The sequence below is a fragment of the Achromobacter sp. RTa genome (assembly GCF_000757485.1).
In the GTDB taxonomy this organism is placed as follows: domain Bacteria; phylum Pseudomonadota; class Gammaproteobacteria; order Burkholderiales; family Burkholderiaceae_B; genus Achromobacter.
In genome coordinates this window covers 19,815-45,433 of record NZ_JPYO01000042.1, presented here as the reverse complement: position 1 = coordinate 45,433, position 25,619 = coordinate 19,815, and the positions used below count along the sequence as shown (strand labels likewise).

The 25,619-nt window shown below is 67.0% G+C and carries 23 protein-coding genes; 13 read left to right on the top strand and 10 right to left on the bottom strand.

Annotated elements, in window-relative coordinates; genetic code table 11:
• Positions 1-13: 13 nt before the first annotated feature.
• Positions 14-970: a LysR family transcriptional regulator gene (locus tag JL37_RS17845; protein WP_043545910.1), complete on the bottom strand. Its 957-nt coding sequence runs from the start codon at positions 968-970 to the stop codon at positions 14-16.
• A gap of 109 nt (positions 971-1,079) precedes the next feature.
• Here JL37_RS17845 and JL37_RS17840 point away from each other — a divergent pair, with 109 nt between their 5' ends.
• From JL37_RS17840 to JL37_RS17820, 5 genes are read left to right on the top strand one after another with little or no spacing between them, the layout of a single operon-like run.
• Positions 1,080-2,201, top strand: a complete 1,122-nt coding sequence (locus tag JL37_RS17840) for an ABC transporter substrate-binding protein (RefSeq protein ID WP_043545909.1) — start codon at positions 1,080-1,082, stop codon at positions 2,199-2,201.
• A 9-nt stretch (positions 2,202-2,210) separates the two neighbouring features.
• Positions 2,211-3,848 (top strand): amidohydrolase, encoded by a 1,638-nt coding sequence (locus tag JL37_RS17835; protein WP_043545906.1) that lies wholly within the window; start codon positions 2,211-2,213, stop codon positions 3,846-3,848.
• Between the two features lie 3 nt (positions 3,849-3,851).
• Positions 3,852-4,679, top strand: a complete 828-nt coding sequence (locus tag JL37_RS17830; protein WP_043545905.1) for an ABC transporter permease — start codon at positions 3,852-3,854, stop codon at positions 4,677-4,679.
• Positions 4,676-5,479, top strand: a complete 804-nt coding sequence (locus tag JL37_RS17825) for an ABC transporter permease (RefSeq protein ID WP_043545904.1) — start codon at positions 4,676-4,678, stop codon at positions 5,477-5,479. Before JL37_RS17830 ends, JL37_RS17825 begins: the two co-directional genes overlap by 4 nt.
• Positions 5,476-6,576 (top strand): ABC transporter ATP-binding protein, encoded by a 1,101-nt coding sequence (locus JL37_RS17820; protein ID WP_043545903.1) that lies wholly within the window; start codon positions 5,476-5,478, stop codon positions 6,574-6,576. Before JL37_RS17825 ends, JL37_RS17820 begins: the two co-directional genes overlap by 4 nt.
• Before the next feature lie 90 nt (positions 6,577-6,666).
• Here the strand turns inward: JL37_RS17820 and JL37_RS17815 are convergent, their stop codons facing one another.
• The 8 genes from JL37_RS17815 to JL37_RS17780 form a co-directional block, all read right to left on the bottom strand.
• Positions 6,667-7,377 (bottom strand): ABC transporter ATP-binding protein, encoded by a 711-nt coding sequence (locus JL37_RS17815; RefSeq protein ID WP_043545901.1) that lies wholly within the window; start codon positions 7,375-7,377, stop codon positions 6,667-6,669.
• Positions 7,374-8,138: an ABC transporter ATP-binding protein gene (locus JL37_RS17810; protein ID WP_043545900.1), complete on the bottom strand. Its 765-nt coding sequence runs from the start codon at positions 8,136-8,138 to the stop codon at positions 7,374-7,376. Before JL37_RS17810 ends, JL37_RS17815 begins: the two co-directional genes overlap by 4 nt.
• Positions 8,131-9,177 carry a branched-chain amino acid ABC transporter permease gene (locus tag JL37_RS17805; RefSeq protein ID WP_052097340.1) on the bottom strand — a complete coding sequence of 349 codons (1,047 nt, stop codon included), beginning with the start codon at positions 9,175-9,177 and terminating at the stop codon, positions 8,131-8,133. Before JL37_RS17805 ends, JL37_RS17810 begins: the two co-directional genes overlap by 8 nt.
• 2 nt (positions 9,178-9,179) lie before the next feature.
• On the bottom strand, positions 9,180-10,061 hold the full coding sequence (locus tag JL37_RS17800) for a branched-chain amino acid ABC transporter permease (protein ID WP_043545898.1): 882 nt from the start codon (positions 10,059-10,061) through the stop codon (positions 9,180-9,182).
• 31 nt (positions 10,062-10,092) lie between these two features.
• Positions 10,093-11,253, bottom strand: coding sequence for an ABC transporter substrate-binding protein (locus JL37_RS17795; RefSeq protein ID WP_043545895.1), 1,161 nt, complete (start codon positions 11,251-11,253; stop codon positions 10,093-10,095).
• Between the two features lie 36 nt (positions 11,254-11,289).
• Complete coding sequence (locus JL37_RS17790) at positions 11,290-12,114, bottom strand: alpha/beta fold hydrolase (protein WP_043545894.1); 825 nt, start codon at positions 12,112-12,114, stop codon at positions 11,290-11,292.
• Positions 12,111-13,670, bottom strand: a complete 1,560-nt coding sequence (locus JL37_RS17785) for a benzoate-CoA ligase family protein (protein WP_043545893.1) — start codon at positions 13,668-13,670, stop codon at positions 12,111-12,113. Before JL37_RS17785 ends, JL37_RS17790 begins: the two co-directional genes overlap by 4 nt.
• A gap of 81 nt (positions 13,671-13,751) precedes the next feature.
• Positions 13,752-14,222, bottom strand: coding sequence for a DUF4863 family protein (locus tag JL37_RS17780; protein ID WP_043545892.1), 471 nt, complete (start codon positions 14,220-14,222; stop codon positions 13,752-13,754).
• A 180-nt stretch (positions 14,223-14,402) separates the two neighbouring features.
• On the opposite strand from JL37_RS17780, the gene JL37_RS17775 reads away from it, so the two are divergent.
• The 5 genes from JL37_RS17775 to JL37_RS17755 all read left to right on the top strand — a co-directional run bounded on the left by JL37_RS17775 (position 14,403) and on the right by JL37_RS17755 (position 20,393).
• On the top strand, positions 14,403-15,311 hold the full coding sequence (locus JL37_RS17775) for a helix-turn-helix transcriptional regulator (protein WP_043545890.1): 909 nt from the start codon (positions 14,403-14,405) through the stop codon (positions 15,309-15,311).
• Positions 15,312-15,452: 141 nt separating this feature from the next.
• A complete protein-coding gene (gene boxC / locus JL37_RS17770) occupies positions 15,453-17,111 on the top strand; it encodes a 2,3-epoxybenzoyl-CoA dihydrolase (protein WP_043545888.1) in 1,659 nt (552 codons plus the stop codon).
• A gap of 53 nt (positions 17,112-17,164) precedes the next feature.
• The gene (boxB, locus tag JL37_RS17765) at positions 17,165-18,592 is read left to right on the top strand and encodes a benzoyl-CoA 2,3-epoxidase subunit BoxB (RefSeq protein WP_043545887.1); all 1,428 of its coding nucleotides are present in this window, start codon (positions 17,165-17,167) and stop codon (positions 18,590-18,592) included.
• A gap of 54 nt (positions 18,593-18,646) precedes the next feature.
• On the top strand, positions 18,647-19,867 hold the full coding sequence (boxA, locus tag JL37_RS17760) for a benzoyl-CoA 2,3-epoxidase subunit BoxA (protein ID WP_043545885.1): 1,221 nt from the start codon (positions 18,647-18,649) through the stop codon (positions 19,865-19,867).
• Between the two features lie 82 nt (positions 19,868-19,949).
• Positions 19,950-20,393 carry a MaoC family dehydratase gene (locus tag JL37_RS17755; protein WP_043545884.1) on the top strand — a complete coding sequence of 148 codons (444 nt, stop codon included), beginning with the start codon at positions 19,950-19,952 and terminating at the stop codon, positions 20,391-20,393.
• A gap of 39 nt (positions 20,394-20,432) precedes the next feature.
• Here the strand turns inward: JL37_RS17755 and JL37_RS17750 are convergent, their stop codons facing one another.
• A complete protein-coding gene (locus JL37_RS17750; RefSeq protein ID WP_043545883.1) occupies positions 20,433-21,422 on the bottom strand; it encodes a TRAP transporter substrate-binding protein in 990 nt (329 codons plus the stop codon).
• Between the two features lie 246 nt (positions 21,423-21,668).
• Here JL37_RS17750 and JL37_RS17745 point away from each other — a divergent pair, with 246 nt between their 5' ends.
• The 3 genes from JL37_RS17745 (at position 21,669) to JL37_RS17735 (ending at position 25,618) form a co-directional block, all read left to right on the top strand.
• Positions 21,669-22,187 carry a sigma-70 family RNA polymerase sigma factor gene (locus JL37_RS17745; protein WP_081955108.1) on the top strand — a complete coding sequence of 173 codons (519 nt, stop codon included), beginning with the start codon at positions 21,669-21,671 and terminating at the stop codon, positions 22,185-22,187.
• Positions 22,180-23,106, top strand: a complete 927-nt coding sequence (locus JL37_RS17740; protein ID WP_043545882.1) for a FecR domain-containing protein — start codon at positions 22,180-22,182, stop codon at positions 23,104-23,106. The genes JL37_RS17745 and JL37_RS17740 overlap by 8 nt, the downstream gene beginning before the upstream one ends.
• Positions 23,107-23,218: 112 nt before the next feature.
• Positions 23,219-25,618 (top strand): TonB-dependent receptor, encoded by a 2,400-nt coding sequence (locus JL37_RS17735; RefSeq protein ID WP_043546967.1) that lies wholly within the window; start codon positions 23,219-23,221, stop codon positions 25,616-25,618.
• The last annotated feature ends 1 nt before the right edge of the window (position 25,619 follow it).

The window sequence follows — 25,619 nt, the reverse complement described above, 5'->3', positions numbered from 1 at the left end:
ACGGCTCCGCGCCTCAGGCCAGGAAATACTCGGGCTGGGGCGCGGTGACGACGGCGCGGTATTCCTCAAGCAGCAATTCCGCGTGGCGCGTCAGCGGCCGTATCCGCGAGCGCACGATGCGCGAGTGAATGAGCAGGCTGGGGCGAAAGGGCCTGATCACGAACTGATCCAGCGGAAAAGGAGCGATCGCCGCGGGTTCCACCAGGCCGACCCCTACGCCGGCCCGTATCAGCGCCAGCAGCGCCGCCGACGAGGTGACCTCCACCGATACCGGCATGTGCAGGCCCGCCTCGGTGAATGCGATTTCCAGGAAGCTTCCGAAATTCGTTTGCGGCCCGTAGGACAGGAAAGTCTCGGACTTGAGGTCCTGCGCGGTGACGTGCTCGTGGCCGGCAAAGCGGTGGCCGCGGGCCGCCACGCAGACCAGGTGCTGAGGCCCGAGGTCTTCATTGTGGGTGTCGGGCGACGCGGTGAGGTCATGCACCAGGCCGAAATCCGCCTGCCCGTTCAGCACGCGCTCGACGATGGGCTGGTTGGCAAGGATCTCCAGCGTGACGGTGATGCCGGGATGCCGTGCGCGCAGCCGCTTCACGGCTTCGGGAAGAAAGGTCGCGGCCTGCGTGGGAATGGCCGCCACGGTCACGTTGCCATGGTCGGGGTTGGCGAGGCTGCCGATCAGCCGCTGGACCACGCCGTACGAGCCGTAGAGGTGTTCGACGCTTTCGTGCAGTTGCAGCGCCTGCGGAGTGGGAACGAGGCGCTGGTGGGTGCGTTCGAACAGCACCAGGCCAGTGTCGTCCTCCAGTTGGCGCAGCATCTTGCTCGCGGCCGATTGCGTCATGCCCAGCAGCTTTGCCGCGCGCGATACGGAGCCTGAAATCATGATTGCATTGAAGACGCCCAGCTGCGCGAAACTGGGTTCGCGCAATTCGTGGGATCTGCTCAGGCCGAGATGCGCGCGAGGGCTCATGAGGGAAGGCGCCTAGGGGAAGTCCGGATAGGTGCAAAACTCATATATTGCATGAAAGAAACCGCGTCGTCATCATGCCTGCTCCTTCGATTCCTTCCGGAGCCAGCAGATGAAGATGCCCACGCAAGATCCTTGCATGACCGATGCGGCGCGCCTTGCGCTGAGCGATCCCACGCTGTCTTCCGCGCGCAGGCGCCAGCTCCTGGCCTTGTTGGGCGCCGCGGGCGTATCCGCCATGCTGCCGCTGCGCCGCGCGCATGCGGACGCAGGGAAGATCGTGGTCTGCAATTGGGGCGGAGACGCCATCAAGCACCAGCCCACCGTCTGGGGAAAGCCGTTTGAAAAGGCCACGGGCACCAAGGTGGAGTTCGACGGAACCGGGCCTTCTTTCGGCAAGATCCGCACCATGGTGGAATCCAGGAACGTGGTGTGGGACGTATGCGACGCCAATCTCGCGGCGGCGCATTCGCTGGGCAAGCGGGGCTATCTGGAGCCGATCGATTATTCGATCGTGGACCGGAACAAGGTCCGCCCGGGATTCAGCAGCGAGTACGGGGTTTCGCATTTCATCTACAGCTTCGTCCTGGCCTACGATAAGAAAGCCTTTGGCGACCGCGTTCCCAAGACCTGGGCCGACTTCTGGAACACCAAGGATTTTCCCGGAACGCGCATTTTGCCGGACCGCGTGCTGGCCTCGCTCGAGGCCGCGTTGATGGCGGACGGCGTGCCCGCGGACGCCAGCAAGATCTACCCCATCGATGAAAAGCGCGCGCTGGACAAGATCGCCGCGATCAAGGAACACGCCATTTTCTGGAAGACCGGGGCGGAGAGCCAGCAACTGTTGCGGCAGGGCGAGGCCACGATGGGCCTGATGTGGCACACCCGTGCGGTGGTGATGCGCCGGGAGCCCGGCTCCAGCATCGATTTCACCTGGAACCAGGGCATCCTGATCCCGGCGGGCTGGCTGGTGCCCAAGGGCAACCCCGCGGGACGCAAGGTATTCGACTTCATCGCGTCCACCCAGTCCCCGGAGAGCCAGATCGAGTTGCTCCGGCTCATGGGCAATGGCCCTGCCAATCCCGCGGCCAGCGCGCTGGTGCCGCCCGAATTGCGCAAGGACAATCCCACGGACGACGAGAATTTCAAGCAGCAGATCGTGGCCAACGCGACCTGGCATGGCGACAACCAGGACCGCATCTATAACGAGTACGTCAAAGTGATCACCGGTTGAGCGGGCAGCATGAGCGCATACGCGGATATGGTATTGCATGGCGGCCGTATCGCCACGCTGGATGCTTCCCTGGGCGTGGTGCAGGCGCTGGCGATACGCGGCGGCCGGATCATCGGAGCAGGGACCGACGCTGATTGCCTGGCGCTGGCCGGCCCCGGCACCGCCCGAGTCGGACTGGCGGGAGCGTTCGCCATGCCGGGCATCAACGACAGCCACTGCCATCCGGACGGGCAGGCGGTGAAGGCGGGGCGCTGGGACGACCTGTCGGGAATCTCCGCCCAGGCCGTTCTGCTCGAACGCATTGCGGCGTTTCATCGCAAGGCGCCCGCGGGCGCCTGGTACCTGGGCTTCCGCCTCGACGAAAACGATATCGGCGGCTATCCCCTGCGCTCGGCGCTGGATGCCGCGGCGCCCGGGCGCGCGGTATTCCTGCTGCGGCGCGACGCGCAGGTCGGCGTGGGCAGCCTGGCCGCATTCGAGGCTCTGAAGGCCAGCGGCCTCACGCGCTCGGTGCCCGATCGCTGCCTGAACGAGCAGGCGGGCATGGCTCGCGGCCGGGGCGTGTTTGCGTTCACCACGCATATCGCGGCGGGCGACCGGATCGAAGATTATCTGGGCGGCTATCCGGCGATCTTCGGGGAGATGGCCAGGCTGGGCATCACCAGCGTGCACAACGCGCTGACCAGCGGCCTGGCCATGCAGGCCTATCGGCGCCTGCATGCCGCGGGCGGCTTGCGGGTGCGCGTGGGCATGATGCTCAACGGGCGCGACGAGGCGCTGGTCGACGAAGTCCTGCATTCCGGCGCCCGCTTCGGCGATGGCGACGAGTACCTGCGCCTGCTGGGCGTCGAGTACGGATCGGACGGCAGCACCAGCGGCCGCACAGCCGCGTACTACGAGCCTTATGCGGCGCATGCCGGCGCCGGGAGGGAACCGCCCGAGTTCGGCGATGTGAATTTCTCGGCCGACGAGCTCGCATTCAAGGTCGGCCGGGTCATGGGTGCGGGCCTGCAGGCGGCCGCAACCGGAAACGGCGACCGCGGCATCGATTTCGCGCTGGATGCGTTCGAGAAGGCCATGGCCGCGCATCCCGGCGCCGTCCCCCCGCGCATCGAGCATTGCTGCTGCGCGCCGCCCTCCATCCAGCAACGCATGGCGAAGCTGGGCGTGATCGACTCTTCGGCGGCCGGTTTCGCCTACAACCTGGGCGATGCCTATTTGCGCAATCGGCCCGCTTCCGATTGGCCGTGGCTCTGGCCCCATCGCGACATGCTGGACAGGGGCGTGCTGGTCTGCGGGCATTCGGACGCCCCGGTCTGCGACCGCAATCCGTTTCTCGGCATGTGGTCCATGGTCACGCGCAAGACCGCGTCGGGCGCCGAGATCGGCGCCGCACAGGCGATCTCGGTGGACGAAGCCATGCGTTGCTATACCGTCAATCCCGCCATCGCCGAACGGCAGGCGGGATCCAAGGGCTCGCTGGCCCCGGGCAAGCTGGCCGATCTGATCGTGCTGGACCGGGACCTGTACGGCATCCCCGCCGACGCGATCCGCGAAACGGAGGTGCGCGCGACGGTGGTCGGCGGGCGCGTCGCCTTCCGGTCGCCGCTTGCGTCCTGGGCGGACGAACTTCCCGAGGAGGACTGAATCATGCAGCGTTCGCTACCCGTCGCGCTGGTCTTGCCCGTGGTGTTGCTGGTTGGGGGGCTTTTCCTGTTGCCGGTCTTGCGCATCCTGGCGATCAGCTTCACGGAGCCCGTGCCCGGCATCGGCAATTACGTGGCGCTGTTCACGCAGCCGCTCTATCTCAAGATCATGGCGACCACCGCCAGGATATGCATCTGGACGACCTTGATCGCCCTGGTGCTGGGCTACGTCGTGGCCTACGTCATGGCCAACGTGCCTGCGCACGTGCGCAGCTGGATGACGATCTGCCTGCTGGTGCCGTTCTGGCTGTCGGTGCTGGTCCGGGCATTCGCCTGGGTATTGCTGTTGTCCAGGGAAGGCGTGGTCAACGCGACGCTCATGGCGCTGGGAATGGTCGACCGGCCTCTGGCTCTCCTGCGCAACGAAACCGGCGTGCTGATCGGCATGGTGCATTACATGATCCCATACGCGGTGCTGCCGATGCTGACCAATATGCTGGGCATGGACCGTTCCCTGATGGCGGCGTCCCGGGCGCTGGGAGCCGGACCCGTGCGCACGTTCCTGCGCGTGTACCTCCCGCTGTCCCTGCCGGGCGTGCTGGCGGCGGCAGTGCTCGTCTTCATTTTCTGCCTCGGCTTCTTCATTACTCCGGCCCTGCTGGGCGGCGGCAAGACCGTGATGGTGGCCCAATACATCGAGTTCGGCATCAGCGAAACCATGAACTGGGGGATTTCCACGGCATTCGCAAGCGCCTTGCTCGCCGCGGTGGTGCTGAGCCTGGTCCTGATGTCGCGCTGTGTGCGCGTTCCTTCCCTGTTCGGTGCGCCATGAGCATACGTCCATCCTGGTGGTTCGCAGGCGCGGCGGTGTGCGCGGTGCTGGTGCTGGCGTATCTGTTCCTGCCGGCGCTGGTGGTGATACCCGTGTCGTTCACCGACCGTAGCTATCTTTCGTTTCCGGCGGATTCATGGTCGTTGCAGCATTACCGGCAACTGGTGGAAAGTCCGGTCTGGCGCGACAGCCTGCTGCAAAGCATCGCCGTGTCGGCGGTGTCCACGCTGGCCGCTACCAGCCTGGGCTGCGCCGCCGCCATCGGCGCCTGGAAGCTGGGCGCGCGGCTGGGCGGCCTGGTGCGCATGCTGGCCTTGCTGCCCCTCATCGTTCCCACCATCGTGGGAGCGCTGGCGTACTACCGCCTGTATATCGACTTGGGGCTGCTCGACACGTACACGGGCGTGGTGCTCGCCCATGTGGTCGCGGCCACGCCTTTCGTCTTCGTGTCGGTGGGATCCGCGCTGGCCAATTTCGATCCGCGGCTGGAGCAGGCCGCGCGTTCGATGGGCGCGCGGCCCTTGCAGGTGCTGTCACGAATCACGCTGCCGGGCATCCGTCCGGGCATTGTTTCGGGCGCCATCTTCGCGTTCATCGTGTCGTGGGATGAACTGGTCGTCCTGCTGTTCATCACGACGCGCAACGTCTATCTGTTGCCGCGGGCGATGTGGGACGGAATCAACGAAAACGTGGATCCCACGATCGCTGCCGTGGCCACCCTGATGATCTTGATCACCTTCATTTGCCTGTGCGTGGAGCGCCTGCTCGCGCACCGGAAAGAAAAGCGGGAGTCCTCATGAATTCAGCTCATTCTTCGGTTGCGCCGCTCTTGCGGGTGCAGGGACTGCGCAAGCTGTTCGGTTCGACGGCGGCGCTGGACGGCATCGATTTTTCGCTGGCCCCGGGTGAATTCCTGACGCTGCTGGGCCCTTCGGGGTCCGGCAAGACGACGACCTTGATGTCGATCGCTGGCTTCGTCACGCCGAGCGCGGGCGAGATCTACCACCGTGGCGCTCCGATCACCCGCCGCCCGCCCGAAGACCGGGGCTTCGGCATGGTGTTCCAGGGCTATGCGCTGTTTCCCCACATGACCGTGGAGCAGAACGTCAGGTTTCCGCTGTCCATACGCGGGGTGGCGGGCAGCGAGGCGCGCGCCCGCGCGCGGGCGGCATTGGAGCAGGTGCAGCTGGGCGCATATGCCGGACGTTATCCCAGGCAGCTTTCCGGGGGGCAGCAGCAGCGCGTGGCGTTGGCCCGCGCCCTGGTCTACCGGCCCGACGCATTGCTGCTGGACGAACCTCTTTCGGCGCTGGACAAGAAACTGCGCGCCGATCTGCAATGGGAGCTTCGCAAGCTGAACAAGGAATCGGGCGCGTCGTTCCTGTATGTCACGCACGATCAGGAAGAGGCGCTGTCGATGTCCGACCGCATCGTCATCTTCAACCAGGGCCGCATCGCGCAGATCGGTTCGCCGTCGGAGCTCTATGAACGGCCCGCAAGCCTGTTCGTGGCCGAGTTCCTGGGCCGCAGCAACGTGCTGCAGGGCACCGTCCGCGCCGTGGGGCAGGAGGAAGTGGCGGTGGACTATGAGGGAGGAGTCATCCGGATTCCCGGCCCGGTGCCGGCCTGCGCCGCGGGAGACAACGTGAGCCTCGTGGTGCGGCCGCACAAGCTGCGGCTGGCGCCGGCGGGGCAGCCAGGCCTGCAGGCGAGGGTGGAAGCCGTCGGCTACGGAGGCAACCTGCTGAACTATCTGCTGCGCACGCCTCGGGGCACGCCGCTGTACCTGGAGTGCGTTGCCGGCGCGGGGCGCGATCCGGGCCTGCGCCAGGGCGCCGACGTGTGCGTCGCCCTGGACGGCGAAACCGTGAGCGTGCTGGAGGGAGCCCGCCGCTGAGCTAAGGCGCGCCCTGGGCTGAACGCCCACCCTGGGCTGAATGCCCATCCTGGGCTAAACGCCCACCCTGGGCTAAACGCCCACCCTGGGCTAAACGCCCAGGTGCCTGGTCAATTGTTCGGGGTGGCGGGCCAGCGAGGCGCTGTCGCCGTCCTGCACGATCAGGCCTTTTTCCATGACCAGGCAGCGGTCGGTATGCTCCAGGACCGCGCGGTAGTTGCGGTCGACGATCAGGGTGGACATGCCTCCTGCGCGGATCTGGCGGATGATCCGCCATATCTCCGCCACGATCAGCGGCGCCAGGCCCTCGGTGGCCTCGTCCAGGATCAGCAGTTCCGGATTGGTCATCAGCGCCCGGCCGATGGCCAGCATCTGCTGCTCACCGCCCGAAAGCTGCTGCCCGCCGTGCCCCAGCCGTTCCTGCAAGCGCGGGAACGTATCCAGCACGCGTTCGTAGGTCCAGTCCTTGCGGCCGAGCCTGCCGGGACGCGCCGCCACCAGCAGGTTTTCGCGCACGTTCAGGTTGGGGAAGATCCCGCGGCCCTCGGGGACGTAGGCCACGCCCAGCCGGGCGATCGCATGCGGCCGCGCGCGCGTGCAGTCGCGGCCGTCGACGCGCACGCTGCCCCGCGCGCTTTTCACCTGCCCGACCAGGCTGCGTATCAAGGTGGTCTTGCCCATGCCGTTGCGGCCCACCAGCCCGACGGATTCGCCGGGGGCGATATGCATGTCGACGCCGCGCAGCACGTGGCTGGCTCCGTAGTACACATGCAGGCCGCCGGCTTCGATCAGCGTGTTCATCTGGGGTCTCCCCGCATCTCTTCGCCCAGGTAGGCGGTCCGTACCTCGGCGTTGGCGCGGATTTCCCGGGGGGCGCCGCTGGCGATGGCGGTGCCGTTGACCATGACGGTGATGGTTTCCGCCACGCGGAAGACGGCGTCCATGTCGTGCTCGACCAGCAGGATGGCGTGGCCGGATTTCAGCGCCTGCAAAAGCGCGAGGATGCGGTCGGTTTCCTCCGGGCCCATCCCGGCCAGCGGTTCGTCCAGCAGCAACACCTGAGGTTCGCCCGCCAGGCACATGGCGATTTCAAGCTGGCGCTTGCGGCCATGGGACAGCAGCCCGGCCTCGCGCGCCGCATCGCCGGCCAGCCCGGTGCAGTCCAGCGCATGCCGCGCCAGTTCCGCGCTGCGGCGGCAGTCCGAGGCGGGCCGCCACCAGTGCCAGAACCGCTGGCGCCGCGCCTGGGCGGCCAGCCTGCAGTTCTCGAACACGCTCAATTCGGGAAAGATGGTCGACCGCTGGTAGCTGCGGCCCAGGCCGGCGCGGGCCCGCTCGGGCTGGCGCCACGCGGTGACGTCGCGCCCGTCCAGCATGACTTGGCCGCTGCTGGGCGCCAGCTCGCCCGACAGGATGTTGATCAGGGTGGACTTGCCCGCGCCGTTGGTGCCGATGACGGCATGCACCTGGCCCCGCCGCAGGTCCAGCGACACGCCGTTGACGGCCGTCAGGCCGCCGAAGCGGCGCGTGACCGCGCTGGCGGCAAGCAGGACTTCAGACATGGTGCTCTCCTTGGATGGGCAGGCGCGCGGGGGCGGGCTTGAGGCTGGCTGCCGCGGCGTCGGGCGCCGAGGCGGCGCGGGCGGTCCGGCGCCGGCGCAACTGCGCGGGCAGCCCGGCCAGGCCGTTGGGCAGCAGGGCCACGAGCGCAATGATGGCGATGCCCAGCGGCAGGTGCCAGTGGCGCGCATAATCGCCCATCAGCGCCTGCGATTGGAACAGCTCTTGCAGCAGCACCAGCGCCACGGTGCCCAGCACCGCCCCGCCCAGGCTGCCCATGCCGCCCAGGATCACCATCAGCAGGACCAGCCCGGATTGCTCCCAGGCCAGCAGCTCGGGCGTGACGAAGCCGTCCTTCAGCGCGAACAGGAAGCCGGCGATGCTGGCCAGCGCGGCGCCGATGACGTAGGCGGCGAGCTTATAGGGATAGGTCGAGTAGCCGGCGGCGCGCATGCGCTGTTCGTTGATGCGGATGCCGGCCAGCGCCGCGCCGAACGGAGAGCGCCGCAACAGGGCCAGGAAGCCCCAGGCCGCCGCCAGCCAGGCCAGCACGAAGAAATAGAAACTGCGTGCGTTCCCCAGGTCGAAGGGCAGCCAGCCGCCCAGCGACAATTCGGGCCGGAAATACAGGTAGATGCCGTCGCTGCCGCCGCCGATATCGGTGTCGTGGAACACGTAGTACGCCATCTGCGAAAAGGCCAGCGTGACCATGATGAAATACACGCCGCGCGTGCGCAGCGCCAGCGCGCCTGTCACGGCGGCATAGGCCGCCGCAGCCAGCACCGCGGCCGGCAGCAGCAGCCACAGGCTGGCCGCCTCCGATTCGGGCGACAGCAGCGCCGCGGCATAGGCGCCGATGCCGAAGAAGGCGGCATGGCCCAGGCTGACCAGCCCCGCGCCGCCCACCAGCAATTGCAGGCTCAGCGCGAAGATCGCGTAGATCATGAGTTTGATTGCCAGGCCCGTGTAGTAGTCGCTGCCGCTCCAGGAAAACGCGGCCAGGGCCAGCAGCGCCGCGACGGGAAGTAGTCGGTTCAACATTTTCAGCCCTGCTTGAACAGCCCTTCGGGCTTGCAAAGAAGAATGAACGCCATCAGCAGGTACACCAGCACCCCCGCCGCGGCCGGGAACAGCACCTGGCCGAAGGTCTCGACCACGCCCACCAGCATTGCGGCCAGAAATGCGCCGCGGACCGAGCCGATCCCGCCGATCACGACGACCACGAAGCAGATGATGAGCACGCTGTTGCCCATGCCGGGATAGACGGACGAGACGGGCGCCGCGATGCTGCCGGCCAGCGCCGCCAGCGCCACGCCCGCGGCGAACACCAGGCGATAGAGCTTGTTGACGTCGATGCCGAGGGAGGCTGTCATTTCGCGGTTGCTGGAGCCCGCCCGCAGCATCATGCCCAGCCGGGTGCGCGAGATGACCCAGTACAGCAGCAGCGCCACCGCGATGCCGACCGCCGAGATGAACAGCCGGTACACCGGATAGGTCATGACGCCGCCCAGCGAAATGCTGCCCTGCAGCCATGAAGGCAGCGGCACGCCATGCACGTCGTTGCCCACCAGGATGCTGCGCAGCTCCTCGAAGACCAGGATCAGGCCGTAGGTCATCAGCACCTGTTGCAGGTGGTTGCGCCGGTACAGGTAGCTGAAGAAGGCCGCCTCCAGCAGGTAGCCCAGCACGGCGGCGGCCGCCACGCACACGGCCAGCGTGGCCAGGAAGCCGCCGCCCAGCCATCGGTCCACCGCCGGCCCCAGCGCGAAGGCCATGTAGGCGCCGATCATGTAGAAGCTGCCGTGGGCAAGATTGATGATGCCCATGATGCCGAAGATCAGCGTCAGGCCGCTGGCCACCAGGAACAGCAGCAAGCCGTACTGGAAGGCGTTCAGGCTCTGGATGAGCAGGATGCTGAAGTCCATGGGACCTCCCTGTGGCGGAGTGCGGTCAGCGTCAGAGCTTGCAGCCGCGGGCGGGGTCGGCCAGCTTCTTCACGGCGACATCGACGACTTTGTTCTCCAGGCCGTCGACGCGGCGCAGATAGATGTCCTGCACGGGGTTGCCGGCGGCCGACAGCGTGAAGGGGCCTCGCGGGCTGTCCACGGTGGCGCCGCGCATGGCCTTGCGGAAATCGTCCTTCTTGCCGAAGTCGCCCTTGACCGCGGCCAGGCCCGATTGCATCAGTTGCGCAGCGTCATAGCCCTGCACGGCATAGACGTCCGGCTGCGCCTTGTAGGCCTTGGCGTAATCGGCGCGGAAGGCGTTGTCGCGAGGCGTGTTCAAGCCGTCCGCATAGTGCAGGGTGGTGAGCAGGCCCTGGGCGGATTCACCCTGGGCCTGCAGCGTGCCGTCGGTGAGAAAGCCCGAGCCGTACAGCGGAATGCTCTTGTCCAGGCCGGCGGCATGGTAGTCCTGCACGAACTTCACGGCGCCGCCGCCGGCGAAGAAAGTGAACACCATGTCGGGCTTGAGCGCGGCGATCTCGGTCAGGAGCGGCTGGAATTCCACGTTGGGGAAGGGCAGGCTCAATTCCTTCACGACCTTGCCGCCGGCCTTCTCGAAACCTTCCTTGAAGCCGCCGATGGCTTCGTCGCCCGCGGCGTACTTCCACGTGATGGTGACGGCCGTCTTGTGGCCCTTGCCGTACGCCACCGGCCCCATGGCATAGGCGGGCTGCCAGTTGGTGAACGAGGTGCGGAAGATGCCGGGGCCGCAAAGCGGGCCGGTGATGGCATTGGCGCCGGCATTCGTGACGATCAGGGTGGTGTCGGCATCCTTGGCGGCCTTCGCCAGCGCCATCGCCACGCCCGAGTGCACCGTGCCGATCAGCACGTCGACCTGGTCGCGCTTGATCAGGCGGTTGGCGTTCTCGGCGGCCTTGGCGGGATTGGACTCGTCGTCCACCTTGAAGTACTCGATCTCGCGTCCGCCCAGCTTGCCGCCCTGTTCGGCGACGTACAGCTTGAAACCGTTCTCGATGGCGTTGCCCAGCGCGGCGTAGGTGCCGCTGTAGGGCAGCATGAAGCCGACCTTGAGCTTGTCGGCCGCCTGCGCGCCGCCAGCGGCGATCATCAGGGCCGCGGCGAGCGCGGTCCGGGTCAGGGCGTGGTTCATGGTTTGTCTCCGTGCTTGTTATGGGCCGACGCGAGGTCAGCGGTGGGATTCCAGTCCACCGACGAAAGCGGCGACGGCCTGGATGACGCGGGCGGGCTGGTCCTTGTGCGGCGAATGACGGCAGTCCGAGATCTCGAGCAATTCGGTCTGGGGGGCGAGGCGGCGTATGCCGCGTATCTGGGCGAGCGTGCCGTATTCATCGTCCACGCCCTGGATGGCCAGCACGGGACAGGCGATCCGGGGCAGGTATTCCTCGATGTTCCAGGCGCGGAACGCGGGATCGAGCCAGACGTCGTTCCAGCCCCAGAAGGCGGAATCCGCATCCGCGTGGTGGCGTCCCAGCCGGGCGCGCAGGTCCGTTTCCTGGTAGGCCCGCCGCGCCTCTTCGATGCTGGATACCGTCACGTCCTCGATGAGGATGTGCGGAGCGGCGACCACGATGCCGGAGACGGCGTCCGGATGCATCGCCGCGTACAGCAGGGCGATCGAGCCGCCGTCGCTGTGGCCGAAGAGCACCGGCTTGTCTTGCCGGGCGTCCACGCCCAGCGCCCGGAGCAGGGCTGGCAGCACTTCGCGCGCCTGGCCGTGCATGAAGTCCACCGGCCATTTTTCCTGCGGCGGCCGCGGCGTCGACTGGCCATACCCGTAGCGCGAATACACCAGCCCGCGGCATCCGGCCGCCTCGCACAGCTGCCGCGGCCAGTCTTTCCACATGGATACCGATCCCAGTCCTTCGTGCAGGAAGACCAGCAGCGGGGCCCCGGGGCGCGGGGAATCTATCCATAGGCATTCCAGGCGCATGTCGCGCCCCAGCGCATGGACGTCGGCGTAGACGGTCCCGGCCGCGGAGCGGCGGTTCATAGCGAGGCCTCTTCCAGCTGCCTGAGCCGGAAGCGCTGGATCTTCCCGGTGGCGGTCTTGGGCAGTTCGTCGGTGAAGTCGATCTGGCGCGGATACTTGAAAGGAGCCAGGTGTTGCTTTACGTAGGTCTGGAGCGCGGCGCCTGTCCGGGCATCGGGCTCGAAGCCCGGACGCAGCACCACGTAGGCCTTGGTCTTCACCAGCCCGTCGTGGTCCGGCACACCGATCACCGCGGCTTCCAGCACCGCTTCGTGCTGCACCAGGATGTTCTCGACCTCCACGGGCGAAACATACTGCCCGCTGACCTTGATCATGTCGTCGCTGCGCCCCGCGTAGGTGTAGTAGCCGTCGGCGTCGCAGGTGTATTTGTCGCCGCTCTTGAGCCAGTCGCCCAGGAAGCACTGGCGCGTCTTGTCGCGGTTGTTCCAGTACATCAGGGCCGCGCTCGGCCCCTTGATATAGAGGTCGCCGATGGCGCCAGGCTGCACGGGCGCGCCGTTCTCATCGCGTAGCTGCACTTCGTATCCGGGCACCGGCTTGCCGGTGGTGCCGTAGCGCAGTTGCCCGGCCTGGTTGGAAATGAAGATGTGCAGCATTTCGGTGGATCCGATTCCGTCCAGGATGTCGCAACCGAAATGCCGCGTGAAGCGTTCGCCGATGTCTCGGGGCAGGGCTTCGCCGGCCGACGTACAGACGCGCAAGCCGACCTGGTCGCGCGGCGGCAGCTCGGGCGAGGCCAGCATGCTGGCGTAGAGCGTGGGCACGCCATAGAACACCGTCGGCCGGTGCCGGGTGAGGCGCTGGAAGACGGCTTGCGGGGTTGGGCGTTCGCTCATCAGCACGACGGTTGCGCCGACCGACAGGGGGAAGGTCAGGCCGTTGCCCAGGCCGTAGGCGAAGAAGAGCTTGGCGGCCGAGAACACGACGTCGTCCTCGCGGATGCCGAGCACCGGCTTGGCATAGAGTTCGGCGGTGTGCCACAGGTTGCCGTGGGTGTGGACCACCCCCTTCGGCTTGCCGGTGGAACCGGAGGAATACAGCCAGAAGGCGATCTCGTCGGACAGCGTGCGCGCGGCGGGCGCAATCGGCGCGGACGCCAGCAGGGCTTCGAACTCGAACGCGCCGGCGGGCAGGGGGCCGGCGGGCTGGGATACGACCAGGTGTTCCACGTCGGCGCCTGCCTGCTTCAGCGCGGCCTGCACGGTGGGCAGCAGCGCGCCCGAGACGAACACCGCCCGCACGCGGCTGTGCCCGATGATGTAGGCGTAGTCATCGGCGGTCAGCAGGGTGTTGACGGCGACGGGGACCACGCCGGCGTGCAGCGCGCCCAGGAACACGACGGGCCAGTCGGCCGTGTCCTGCATCAGCAGCAGGATGCGCTCTTCGCGCCGCAGGCCCAGGTCGCGCAGGACGCCGCCCAGCCGGGCCACCCGCTCCGCCAGCTCGCCATAGGTGAGCTGGCGCGTATCGTCGATATAGGCGGGCTTGGCGGCGCGCGGGGCATTGAGCGCCGCCAGGTGGCTGGCGAAGTTGAGTTCGGCGGGACAGATGTTCACGGTTGTCTCCTGGTGTCCTGGTGTCCTGGTGGGCGGATGCCGCGCCCGTATTTTTCTGGAAAGCGGGGGCGTCGGCGGGCGCTAGGGACGAGCGAAATCGATGGCGCCGCCGGGCAGCAGGTACAGCACCAGGGCGCGGCCGCCGGTCACGGTCGGGCGGTGCGCGCTGCCCGGGCCGTAGACCAGCCAGCCGGCGCCGTGGCCGTCGAAGCGGGCGCCTTCGGTCAGCGGCATGATCATGTCGATCTCGCCATTGGGATGCGCATGCTGCGGGCCGGCGAGGCTGTCCATGTCCACGACGTCCACCGAGCAGTCGGCCAGGTCGGGCGCGGGCTTGATGACGCGGCCATAGCGGATGCCGCCGCCTTCGCGGCTGCACATCCAGCCATCGGCCACGCCCTGCCTACAGGCGGCGAAGATGTCCTGGAACAGCGCGCTGCCCGGGCCGGCCTCCAGATTCAGCTTGGCCTGCAGGCCGGCGTCCAGGCCGTGGCCGGCCGTCAGTCGCGCGACGTCGCGCATCAGGGCATGGAATCGATCTGGCGTGCTCACCGGGGCTCCTCCTTTACACTTGTCGGCGCTTTTGAAGCGAAATGCACTCCACTGCTGTTTTCGTGCATCTGACCGGCAGTTGAATTCATTTAAGGAAAAATAGTGCTTCCATTGATTTGGGTCAAGCACTATAGTGCATAAATCAACGACTATCAGGGTTTTTGCGGAGTCAGCCAGAACATGAATCAAGCGCTAGACGCGGCGCCAACCGAACCTCGGCGGGAAGCTTTTCTCGTGGCATTGGGCGAGCGGGTGCGCCGCCTGCGGGCCATACGCGGCATGACCCGCAAGAGCCTGTCGCAGGTGACCGGCGTGTCGGAGCGCCACCTGGCGAATCTTGAGCATGGGGTGGGCAATGCGTCGATCCTCGTGCTGTTGCAGATCGCCAAGGCATTCAACTGCGCGCTGGCCGAGCTGGTCGGCGACGTCACCACGGAATCGCCGGATTGGCTGCTGATCAGGGAGTTGCTCAGCGGCCGGACCGAGTCCGACCTGCAGCGCGCGCGCGAGGCGCTGACCCAGCTGTTCGGAGTGGGGGCAGGCGCCCAGCGGCCCAACCGCACCCAGCGCGTGGCCTTGATCGGCCTGCGCGGCGCGGGCAAGTCCACGTTGGGGCAGATGCTGGCGGACGACCTGGGCTACCCCTTTGTGGAGCTGAACCGCGAGATCGAGCGTGTGGCGGGGTGCAGCATCCTGGAGATCCACAATCTGTACGGCCCCAATGCCTACCGCCGCTACGAACGGCGGGCGCTGGAAGAGGCCGTGCAGATCTACCCGGAAATGGTCCTGGCCACCCCGGGCGGCCTGGTGTCCGAGCCGGCGACCCTGAATCTGCTGCTGGCGCATTGCTACACGGTATGGCTGCGCGCCACTCCCGAAGAGCACATGGGCCGCGTCATGGCGCAGGGCGACTTCCGTCCCATGTCGGGCAACAACGAGGCGATGGCCGATCTGAAGCGCATCCTGGCGGGGCGCGAAGCCTTCTACGCCAAGGCCGACCTGACCTGGGTCACCAGCAACCTGGACGTGAAGGAGAGCTTCGCGGGCCTGCGCACGCAGGTGCGCAAGGCTTGCGGCCTTCCGCTGTAGCCGGGTGCGGCGCGGGCCTGGCGCCGCCGACAGGAAGTTTTTTGCATGTCCCCGCTTGACGGGGATTTTTTTCGCCAGTAATCTGCATAATAATTCATGTTATGCAGTATTTTTCCTGTTTAGGCGTGCAAGGAGACACAGATGAGCAGCACTCTCAACCGGGTGGATTTCCGGACCGACCCCGGGCAGTACCGCCATTGGCGCCTGACGTTCGACGGCGCGGTCGCCACCCTGGCGATGGATGTCGCCGAGGACGGCGGATTGCGCCCCGGCTACAAACTGAAGCTGAATTCCTACGACCTGGGCGTCGATATCGAATTGCACGACGCCTTGCAGCGCATCCGCTTCGAGCATCCCGAAGTGCGCACGGTGGTGGTGACCAGCATGAAGGAACGCATCTTCTGTTCGGGCGCCAATATCTTCATGCTGGGACTGTCCTCGCACGCCTGGAAGGTGAACTTCTGCAAGTTCACCAACGAGACCCGCAACGGCATCGAGGATTCCAGCCGCCACAGCGGCCTGAAATTCGTCGCCGCGCTCAACGGCGCCTGCGCCGGGGGCGGCTACGAGCTGGCGCTGGCCTGCGACGAGATCGTGCTGATCGACGACCGCTCCTCTTCCGTGGCGCTGCCCGAGGTGCCGCTCCTGGGGGTGCTGCCGGGCACCGGCGGCCTGACCCGAGTGACCGACAAGCGCCGCGTGCGCCACGACCACGCCGACATCTTCTGCACCTTGGTGGAAGGCGTGCGCGGCCAGCGGGCCAAGGACTGGCGGCTGGTGGACGAGGTGGTCAAGCCGGCCCGCTTCGAGGAGGCCGTGCGCGAACGCGCTCAGGCGCTGGCGCAAGGCAGCGACCGGCCGGCGGGCGAGCGGGGCATCGCGCTGACGCCGGTGCAGCGCGCGGAAAGCGCCGACGGCCTGTCCTACCGCTACGTTGACATCCGGATCGACCGCGAAAAACGCCAAGCCGTCTGGACGCTGCGCGCGCCCGACGGCGACGTGCCAACCGAGCTCGCGGAAATCCTGGCGGCCGGAGCGGCCTGGTGGCCGCTGCAGATGGCGCGCGAACTGGATGACGCGATCCTGTCCATGCGCACCAACGAATTGGATATCGGCACCTGGATTTTCAAGACCGAAGGCGAGGCGGACCGCGTCCTGGCCGCCGACGCCGCGCTCGAACGGCACGCGGGCCATTGGTTCGTGCGCGAAACGGCCGGCATGCTCCGCCGCACGCTGGCGCGCCTGGACGTCACGTCCCGCAGCCTGTTTGCGCTGATCGAGCCGGGGTCCTGCTTTGCCGGCACCCTGCTCGAAGTGGCGCTGGCCGCCGACCGCAGCTACATGCTGGACAGCGAAGACGAAGCGGCGCCCGCCCGGATCGTCGTGGGCGAACGCAATTTCGGCGCCTATCCAATGGTCAATGGCCAGAGCCGGCTGCAGCGCCGTTTCTACGACGAGCAACCCCCCCTGGAAGCGGTGCGCGCGCGCGCAGGCCAGCAACTGCCGGCCACCGAAGCGCTGGAACTGGGGCTGGTCACGTACGCGCCCGACAGCATCGATTGGGACGACGAGGTGCGCATGATGCTGGAAGAGCGCCGCGCCCTGTCGCCCGACGCATTGACGGGCCTGGAGGCCAACCTGCGCTTCGGCGGCAGGGAAACGATGGAGACCCGGATCTTCGGCCGCCTGACCGCCTGGCAGAACTGGATCTTCAACCGCCCGAACGCAGCTGGCGACAAGGGCGCGCTCAAGCTTTACGGCAAGGGCGAGCAGGCGGCATTCGACTGGAACCGGGTCTGACGACCCGCAACGCCGCGCCTTGCGGCCCATAAGCAACGAACAGGAGCGAGACAATGTCCGGAATCAACTACACCGACAAGATCCCCAATAACGTCAATCTTGCCGGCGACCGCACGCTGCAGCGCGCGCTGGAACATTGGCAGCCCAACTACCTGCAGTGGTGGCAGGACATGGGGCCCGACGGTTCGCATGGCTTCGACGTCTACCTGCGCACGGCGGTCAGCGTGCAGCCCGACGGCTGGGCGCATTTCGATCACGTGAAGATGCCGGACTACCGCTGGGGTATCTTCTTGGCGCCGCAGGACGGCCAGCGCAAGATCCATTTCGGCGAGAACATGGGGCGCGACGCCTGGCAGGACGTGCCGGGCGAACACCGCGCCAACCTGCGCCGCATCATCGTGACACAGGGCGATACCGAGCCGGCCTCGATCGAGCAGCAGCGTCACCTGGGCCTTACCGCGCCGTCGCAGTACGACCTGCGCAACCTGTTCCAGATCAACGTCGAGGAAGGCCGCCACCTGTGGGCCATGGTCTACCTGCTGCATCGCTACTTCGGCCGCGACGGACGCGAAGAGGCCGACGCGTTGCTGCAGCGCAGCTCGGGCGATGCCGACAATCCGCGCATCCTCGGAGCGTTCAACGAAAAAACGCCCGATTGGCTGGCGTTCTACATGTTCACCTACTTCACCGACCGCGACGGCAAGTTCCAGTTGTGCGCCTTGGCGGAGTCGGGCTTCGACCCGCTGGCGCGCACCACCAAGTTCATGCTGACCGAAGAGGCGCATCACATGTTCGTGGGCGAATCGGGCATCTCGCGCGTCATCCAGCGCACCTGCGAAGTGATGAACCAGCTGAAGACCGATGACCCGGAAAGCGTGCGCGCGGCGGGCGTTATCGACCTGCCCACCATCCAGCGCTACCTGAATTTCCACTACAGCGTCACCATCGACCTGTTCGGCGCCGACCAATCCTCCAACGCGGCGATCTTCTACAGTTCGGGCCTGAAGGGGCGCTACGAAGAAGGCAAGCGTACCGACGACCACCAATTGAAGAACGATACCTATCGCGTGTTGACGGTGGAGAACGGCAAGCTGGGCGAGGCCGAGGTGCCGATGCTGAATGCCTTGAACGAGGTCCTGCGCGACGATTTCATCCGCGATTCGGTCGCGGGCATCGGGCGCTGGAACAAGGTCATCGAAAAGAGCGGCATCCCGTTCCGGCTGCAAGTGCCGCACAAGGCGTTCAATCGCCAGATCGGCACGCTGGCGGGCATCAGGATGTCTCCAGAAGGCGACATCCTCTCCGAATCGCAGTGGCAGGCCAACCGTCACAAGTGGCTGCCCACTCCCGAGGACCGCGCCTTCGTCGCGTCGTTGATGGGTCGCGTCACAGAGCCGGGAAAGTTCGCCAACTGGATCGCGCCGCCGGTCATGGGCATCAATCGCCAGCCGGTGAATTTCGAGTACGTCCGTTTCAACTAAAGCGGGGCGGCGGCCGCGCCGGCGGCCGCCTACCGGAGCATGGGGAAGACCGCGATGAACGCTCCCTTACCAGCAGAAGTCCTGAAGCAGCATCTCATCGATCCCGAGATCTGCATCCGCTGCAACACTTGCGAAGAAACCTGTCCGATAGACGCGATCACCCACGACGCCAACAATTACGTCGTGGACCCGGAAATCTGCAATGGCTGCATGGCCTGCGTGCCGCCGTGTCCCACGGGCGCCATCGACAACTGGCGGCTGGTGGCGCGCGCCGAGGCCCATTCCGTGCACGATCAGCTGGGCTGGGAGGAGCTGCCGCCGGAGCAGGCGCCGCCCGAAGCCACCGGGGCGGAAGCGGCCGTGGCCGCGCCCGGCGCGCCGCAACTCGCGGCCGCTCCGGGCGCGGCGGTGCCGCCCTGGTCCGCCGCCCATCCCTACGTCAACCTGTATACGCACAAGACGCCCATGACGGCCACCGTCGTCGGCAACTACCGGGTAACAGGCGCCGACACCGACAGCGACATCCACCATATCGTCCTGGATTTCGGCGAGCTGCCGTTTCCCGTGCTGGAGGGGCAGTCCATCGGCGTCCTGCCGCCCGGCCTGGACGCGCAGGGCCGGCCGCATCATGCGCGCCAGTATTCGCTGGCCAGCCCGCGCGATGGCGAGCGGGCCGGCTACAACAACCTTTCGCTGACGGTCAAGCGCGTTACCGAGGACCACGCCGGCGCGGCCGCCCACGGCGTGTGCTCGAACTACCTGTGCGACCTGGTCAAGAACGACAAGGTCCAGGTGATCGGGCCGTTCGGCCACACCTTCCTGATGCCCAATCATCCCAAGGCCAACCTCATCATGATCTGCACGGGTACCGGATCGGCTCCCATGCGCGCCATGACGGAGCGTTGCCGCCGGCGCATCGAGTCCGGCGACAATGGCAAGCTCATGCTGTTCTTCGGCGCGCGCACCGAGCGCGAACTGCCGTATTTCGGCCCGTTGATGAAACTTCCCCCTGATTTCATCGACATCAACCTGGCGCTGTCGCGCGAGGCGGGCCAGCCCAAGCGCTACGTCCAGGACCTGATCCGAGACCGCGCGGCCAAGGTGCTCGAACTGTTGGCGGACCGCAATACCTGCATCTACGTCTGCGGCTTGAAGGGCATGGAAACGGGCGTGCTGGACGCATTGCGCGACGTGACGGTGCAATCGGGCCAGGATTGGTCTATCCTGCATGATGCGCTGCGCCGCGAAGGGCGCCTGCACTTCGAGACCTATTGATCCGGAACATCCGATCTGGAAACATGAGCGACGGTCGGCGCGCGGTGGCGCGCCGATCGCACTGCGGGGGGAAATCCACAACATGAAGTTCGCCGATTTCAAAGACGGCATGCTCATCAAGGCCGGTCCGGTCACCGTGACGGAAGCGGAGATCCTGGAGTTTGCACGCAAGTACGATCCCCAGTGGTTCCACACCGATCCCCAGCGCGCCTCCGAAGGCCGGTGGGGCGGGCTGATCGCCAGCGGCTGGCACACCTGCGCGCTGGCCATGCGCATGGCGGTGGAGGCGGCGCTGCACGATTCCGAATCCTTCGGCTCGCCCGGCCTGGGCGAAGTGCGCTGGCGCACCCCCGTGCGCCCCGGCGATACACTGCGCCTGGAAGCGCGGGTGCAGGGCGTGCGCACATCCTCGTCGCGCCCCGACCTGGGCATCATCACGTGGGCCTGGACGGTCTACAACCAGCACGATGAAGGCGTGCTGGAACTGGACGCGACCAGCCTCTTCGATCTATCCGGCGACAACTAAGGGGGCGGGCGCTCCCGCCTCCGGATGCCGCCGGACGGCCTAGCGCTTCTTGCCCGCCTGCTTCAGGATGGCGTCGGCCTCGGGCCCGACGGCGGCCTTCCAGGCTGCCACCGAGTCCGACGCCGCGTCCTTCAGCGCCTTGCGCACGGGCAGCGGCACGGCGGTGTTGATCGCCACGCCGTTCTTGCGCATGTTGGCGTAGTTCTGCTGCAGCCGGCCGTCGATCCGCTTCCATTGTTCGGTTTCGGTCTGCGCCGCAGCCTGGTCGATGGCGCGGCGCGTGCGCGCGTCCAGGGCCTGGTAGGCCTGCAGGTTCATCGTCGCGATCGAGATGGGCATGGCGTAGTTGATCTCGGCGAAGTTGGGCAAGTGCTCCCATAGCTTGCGGCCCGCGCCGCCGTCGCCCGACGACAGCACGGCGTTCACTTCGCCCTTGGCGATCAGCGGCATGGCGTCGGCAAAGGAAATGTTCTGGGCGCGGGCGCCCGCTTTCTGCATCACGTTCTGCGACGTGGCGTCATAGGTGCGGATGCTAAGGCTCTTCAAGGCCGCGACGCCGTCGATCTTCTGCTTGGACCAGATGCCGGAGGCCGGCCAGGGCGTGGTGTAGAGCAGCTTCTGCCCGTGCGCCGCCAGCAGCTTTTCATAGGCGGGGCGCGCGGCCTTGTTGAGATTGCGGGCCTTGGACAGCGAGTCCGCCAGGAAGGGCAGGGAGGACACGCCGAACAAGGGGTACTTCGTGGCGAGGGCGCCGGCGAAGGCGTCGCCCGCGTCCACCTTGCGGGCCTCCACCGCGTCGATCATGTCCCCGGACTTGATGCCCTTGGCGGCATCGTAGCTGGCGTCGATGAGCACCGAGCCGGCTGTCTTCGCGCGGACCAGCTCCGCGAAGGTGGATACGCCTTGGCCGGGCATGGAGGTGGCCGGATACTCGGTGGCCATCGTCAAGGTGGTGGCGGCGTAGGCGCCATGCGCCATGAAGGCCATGGCGATGCCCGCCATCAGGCGGATGGATGGATTGCCTTGCATGCGCGGCTCCTGGTCGTGTCCCGGTTGCGGTGAGGCGCGGGGCCGTCCTCGGCCGGCGCTGGATCTGCCGGCTATCGTACGGCAAGGCAACCTGCCGTCCTATAGGGATGATCTGCATTGCATTGGCGCAACGGCGGGCGTCCGCGCTGTGCGGGGACGCCGGGTAAACCCCGGGTGGGCATTCCGGCAATATTGATAGAATAAGAAAGATTCTCAATAACATTTGCTCATCGACGCGGTTCTTTCATGACCTCCAGCCTGGCTTGCGCGCAAGGCCACGAAAACGTGCGCGTACTCTATGTGGACCATCATCGTTGGCTTGTGGGATGGCTGCGCAAGAAGCTGGGTTGCGGCCACGACGCGGCGGACATCGCCCAGGACACATTCCAACGCCTTTTGGCGGCGCCGGACTGCGCCGACCAGTTGCGCGAGCCGCGCGCCTACCTGAGCACGCTGGCCCACGGGCTGGCCGTCGACCAGATACGGCGGCGCAGGCTGGAACGCGCCTATCTCGATGAGCTGGCCTGCCTGCCCGAGCCGCAGGCGCCGTCGCCTGAATCGCGCGCCATCCTGATCGAAACGCTGTGCCGGGTCGACCGCATGCTCGACGGCCTCGGCAAGCGGGCGCGGACGGCCTTTCTGATGTCCAGGCTGGATGGCATGACCTACCCCGACATCGCGCGCTCGATGGGCGTGTCGCTGAGCTCCGTCGAGAAGTACATGGCGGCGGCGATCCGCCACTGTTACGAGGTGCGCTATGGCTGAGCGGGCATCGCAGGCGGTGCTGCATGAAGCGATCTCCTGGAGCGTGCGCCTGAATTCCGGCCGCGCCGACGAGGCCATGCGCGAAGCCTGCCGGCGCTGGCGCCAGGCCAGCGCGGAACATGAGCGGGTCTGGCGCCAGCTGCAGGCCATCGAGGATGACTTGGGGGCCGTGGCGGCGCCTCCGGCGGCGGGCGCCTTGCGCGCCGCGCCCGCGCTGAGCCGGCGTAGGGTGCTGGCCATGCTGGGAGCCGGTGCGGCCGGCGCGGGCCTGGCGGGCGCGCTGCATGACGACGCCTGGCGGCGCTGGGGAGCCGATTTCCGCACGGCGGTGGGCGAGCGGCGCCAGTACGCGCTTGCCGGCGGAGCGCGGCTCTGGCTGGATACCGATACCGCGGTGAACCAGGCGGCCATGCGCGATCTGACGCTGATGGCCGGCGAAATGCTCCTGGACACCGGGGCGGCTGGCGGAGCGCCCTGGACCGTGCGTAGCCGCGAGGCCAGTTTCACTGCGCATGCCGCGCGTTTCGCCTTGCGCCAGCTCGACGGCGCCACCTCCCTGTCCGTGCAGCGCGGCAGCTTGCGGGTCGAGCCGCGGCTCGGCGCCGCCGGCGAGGCGCAGGCAGGAGGACGCTACCTGGTCAGCGACCGCGCCATGGACACGGCGCCGGCCGTTGCCGATGCGGGCGCATGGGTGGAGGGCGTGCTCGCGGTGCGAGGCATGCGCCTGGGCGACTTCGTGGCGGAACTGGCGCGCTATCAGCGCGGCTGGACCCATTGCGACCCTGTGGTCGCCGCGTTGCGGGTGTCGGGCGTGTTCCAGCTGGATGACGTGCCCGCCGCCCTGGATACGCTGGCGCATGCGCTGCCGGTGCGGGTCACGCGCTACACCCGGTATCTCACGCGGGTCGTGGCGGCCTGAAGCCGGCGTGGGCGGGAGGGAAAGTTTTTCTGGCGGCGCTTTACGGGTTTTGCCGGCCTCGTTCGACATAGGAATAAACCCCTTTCTGTCTGAACCTGGAATGCCCCGCGCCATGCCCATTCTTGCCAAGCCGTATCACCGCAGCCTGCCCGCGCGCCTTGCTTTGTGCGCCCTGTTGGGCGCAGCCCTGCCCGCGGCAGCCCATGCCCAGGCCGAAGGGCGCAGCGCCCATAGCCAGTCCGGCGCTTCGCTGGAGGCCGCGCTCAACCAGTACGCCGGCGCAAGGCGCGTCACGCTATCGTTCGATCCATCGCTGGTGGCCGGCCGCCAGGCGCCCGCGCTGGACGGCGACTATACGGTCGGGGAAGGCTTTGCCGCGCTGCTGGCCGGCTCGGGGCTGGTGGCCGATAAGATCGGCGCGCGCCACTATGCGTTGCGGCCGGCGGGCGCGGTCAGCACGCTCGCGCCCGTTACGGTGACCGGCGAATCCGAGCTGGCGGAACGCTACAACCCGGCCACCACCGTCGGCTCCAAATCGGCGCTCACGCAGCGCCAGATTCCGCAGTCCGTCAGCGTCATCACGCAGGACCGCATCGTGCAGCAAGCCATGCAGACGCTCGACGATGCGATGCAGAATACGCCGGGAGTCACGGTAGAGCGCCGCGACAACAGCCGTTCCATCTTCCATTCGCGCGGCTTCGACATCACGTCCTACCAGATCGACGGGATTCCGACGCAGTACGACTGGCGCATGCTTTCGTCCAGCGACCTGGCGGTCTACGACCGCGTCGAAGTGCTGAAGGGGCCCGCCGGCCTGTACAACGGCGCCAGCGGCCTGGGAGGCGCCATCAACCTTGTGCACAAGCGGCCGCAACGCGAGTTCGGCTTCGATGGCAGCGTCTCCGCCGGGTCCTGGGACAACTACCGCAGCCAGATCGACCTGACCGGAAGCCTGAACGACGACGGTTCGTTGCGGGGCAGGCTCGTGGGCGTCTACCAGGACCGCCGCTTCTTCTACGACAAGACCAACGAGCAGCACTCGGTGCTGTACGGCGCGCTGGCCTACGACTTCACGCCCCGCACGACGCTGACCGTCGGAGGCGGGCGCCAGGAACGGGACATCCATGCCTCCATGTGGTCGATTCCCGCCTACGTGAGCTACGGGCCGGGCGGCCAGCCGCGTTTCTCCCTTGCCGACATCAAGCGGTCGACCTTTCTGGGGGCGGACTGGAACCGGGACCAGTTCACCTCGACCGAGGTGTATGCCGATCTCGAACACCGGCTGGAGAACGGCTGGACGGCGAAACTGGCGGGCCGCTACGCGGAGAACGAACTCGATCGCGAGCAAGCGTACGCATGGGGGCCGGCGGATACCGGCAATGACCTGATCCGGCTCATGTCGGCCAAGGGGCCGACCCGCCAGCGCCAGTCTTCCTACGATGCCTACGCCGACGGGCCCGTGCGCCTGTTCGGCCGCGAACACCACGTGACGGTAGGCGCGAACTTCACCGATTCGCGCTTCCACAATGAATGGGAGTACCCCACGCCGAACTGGGCGCCCTGGATCGACATCACGCGTCCGCAATCGGATTTCGCCCGGCTCGACTACGCCTTCAACAACGGCAACGATGCGCGCACGCGGCAGTGGGGCGTCTACACCAATCTGCGGCTAAGCCTGGCGGACCCGCTCACGCTGGTTGCAGGCGGCCGGCTGAGCTGGTGGGACCTCGATTCCACGCAGCGCAACCTGGCCGGCGAGAAATCGCAGGACGCAAGCTATGACGGCAAGTTCACGCCCAATGTGGGCCTGCTCTATGACCTGAACGATAGCTACACCTTGTACGCGAGCTACTCGGAGGTGTTCGCGCCGCAGAACGGCTACACGACCGCCAGCGGCGACATGCTCGAACCCCTGACGGGCAAGCAGGTCGAAGCGGGCGTGAAGGGCGAGTTCTTCGGCGGCGCGCTCAATGCATCGCTGGCCGCGTTCCAGGTGCGCGACGAAAACCGCGCGACGCTGGCGCCCGATTCCACCACGGTGTACGTGGCCAATGGCAAGACCCGCAACCGCGGCATCGAACTGCAGCTCAGCGGCCAGGTGAGTCCGGGCTGGAACGTGTATGCCGGCTATACCTGGCTCCAGACCCGCGTGGACCAGAGCGCCACCTACGACTCCAACGTGACCGCGGTGGCGCCCCGCCATCTCCTGCGGCTGTGGACCGATTACCGCTTGCCGGGGCAATGGAACCAGTACACGGTGGGCGCAGGCGTCAACGTGCAAAGCAGCACTTACGTGGCTTTCCCGCAGTACAACGGCGCCCGGCTGCAGCAGGGCGGCTACGCCACCGTGGACCTGAAGCTGGGCTACGAGATCAACCGCCACCTGGACGCGGCCCTGAATGTGACCAATCTGTTCGACCGCAAGTTCTACCAGACCATCAGTTCGCCGCGCTCGCAGAACGTTTTTGGAGAGCCGCGGGCGTTCATGCTGACCCTGCGCGCCAAGTATTGAC

Coding starts and splice junctions, on each gene's coding strand:
- JL37_RS17745 (WP_081955108.1), top strand. CDS start 21,669: ATGACCTCCAGCCTGGCTTGCGCGCAAGGCCACGAAAACGTGCGCGTA.
- JL37_RS17815 (WP_043545901.1), bottom strand. CDS start 7,377: ATGAACACGCTGATCGAAGCCGGCGGCCTGCATGTGTACTACGGAGCC.
- JL37_RS17790 (WP_043545894.1), bottom strand. CDS start 12,114: ATGAACCGCCGCTCCGCGGCCGGGACCGTCTACGCCGACGTCCATGCG.
- JL37_RS17840 (WP_043545909.1), top strand. CDS start 1,080: ATGAAGATGCCCACGCAAGATCCTTGCATGACCGATGCGGCGCGCCTT.
- JL37_RS17835 (WP_043545906.1), top strand. CDS start 2,211: ATGAGCGCATACGCGGATATGGTATTGCATGGCGGCCGTATCGCCACG.
- JL37_RS17735 (WP_043546967.1), top strand. CDS start 23,219: ATGCCCATTCTTGCCAAGCCGTATCACCGCAGCCTGCCCGCGCGCCTT.
- JL37_RS17740 (WP_043545882.1), top strand. CDS start 22,180: ATGGCTGAGCGGGCATCGCAGGCGGTGCTGCATGAAGCGATCTCCTGG.
- boxA (WP_043545885.1), top strand. CDS start 18,647: ATGAACGCTCCCTTACCAGCAGAAGTCCTGAAGCAGCATCTCATCGAT.
- JL37_RS17820 (WP_043545903.1), top strand. CDS start 5,476: ATGAATTCAGCTCATTCTTCGGTTGCGCCGCTCTTGCGGGTGCAGGGA.
- JL37_RS17810 (WP_043545900.1), bottom strand. CDS start 8,138: ATGTCTGAAGTCCTGCTTGCCGCCAGCGCGGTCACGCGCCGCTTCGGC.
- boxC (WP_043545888.1), top strand. CDS start 15,453: ATGAGCAGCACTCTCAACCGGGTGGATTTCCGGACCGACCCCGGGCAG.
- JL37_RS17800 (WP_043545898.1), bottom strand. CDS start 10,061: ATGGACTTCAGCATCCTGCTCATCCAGAGCCTGAACGCCTTCCAGTAC.
- JL37_RS17795 (WP_043545895.1), bottom strand. CDS start 11,253: ATGAACCACGCCCTGACCCGGACCGCGCTCGCCGCGGCCCTGATGATC.
- JL37_RS17755 (WP_043545884.1), top strand. CDS start 19,950: ATGAAGTTCGCCGATTTCAAAGACGGCATGCTCATCAAGGCCGGTCCG.
- JL37_RS17805 (WP_052097340.1), bottom strand. CDS start 9,177: ATGTTGAACCGACTACTTCCCGTCGCGGCGCTGCTGGCCCTGGCCGCG.
- JL37_RS17750 (WP_043545883.1), bottom strand. CDS start 21,422: ATGCAAGGCAATCCATCCATCCGCCTGATGGCGGGCATCGCCATGGCC.
- JL37_RS17830 (WP_043545905.1), top strand. CDS start 3,852: ATGCAGCGTTCGCTACCCGTCGCGCTGGTCTTGCCCGTGGTGTTGCTG.
- boxB (WP_043545887.1), top strand. CDS start 17,165: ATGTCCGGAATCAACTACACCGACAAGATCCCCAATAACGTCAATCTT.
- JL37_RS17825 (WP_043545904.1), top strand. CDS start 4,676: ATGAGCATACGTCCATCCTGGTGGTTCGCAGGCGCGGCGGTGTGCGCG.
- JL37_RS17775 (WP_043545890.1), top strand. CDS start 14,403: ATGAATCAAGCGCTAGACGCGGCGCCAACCGAACCTCGGCGGGAAGCT.
- JL37_RS17845 (WP_043545910.1), bottom strand. CDS start 970: ATGAGCCCTCGCGCGCATCTCGGCCTGAGCAGATCCCACGAATTGCGC.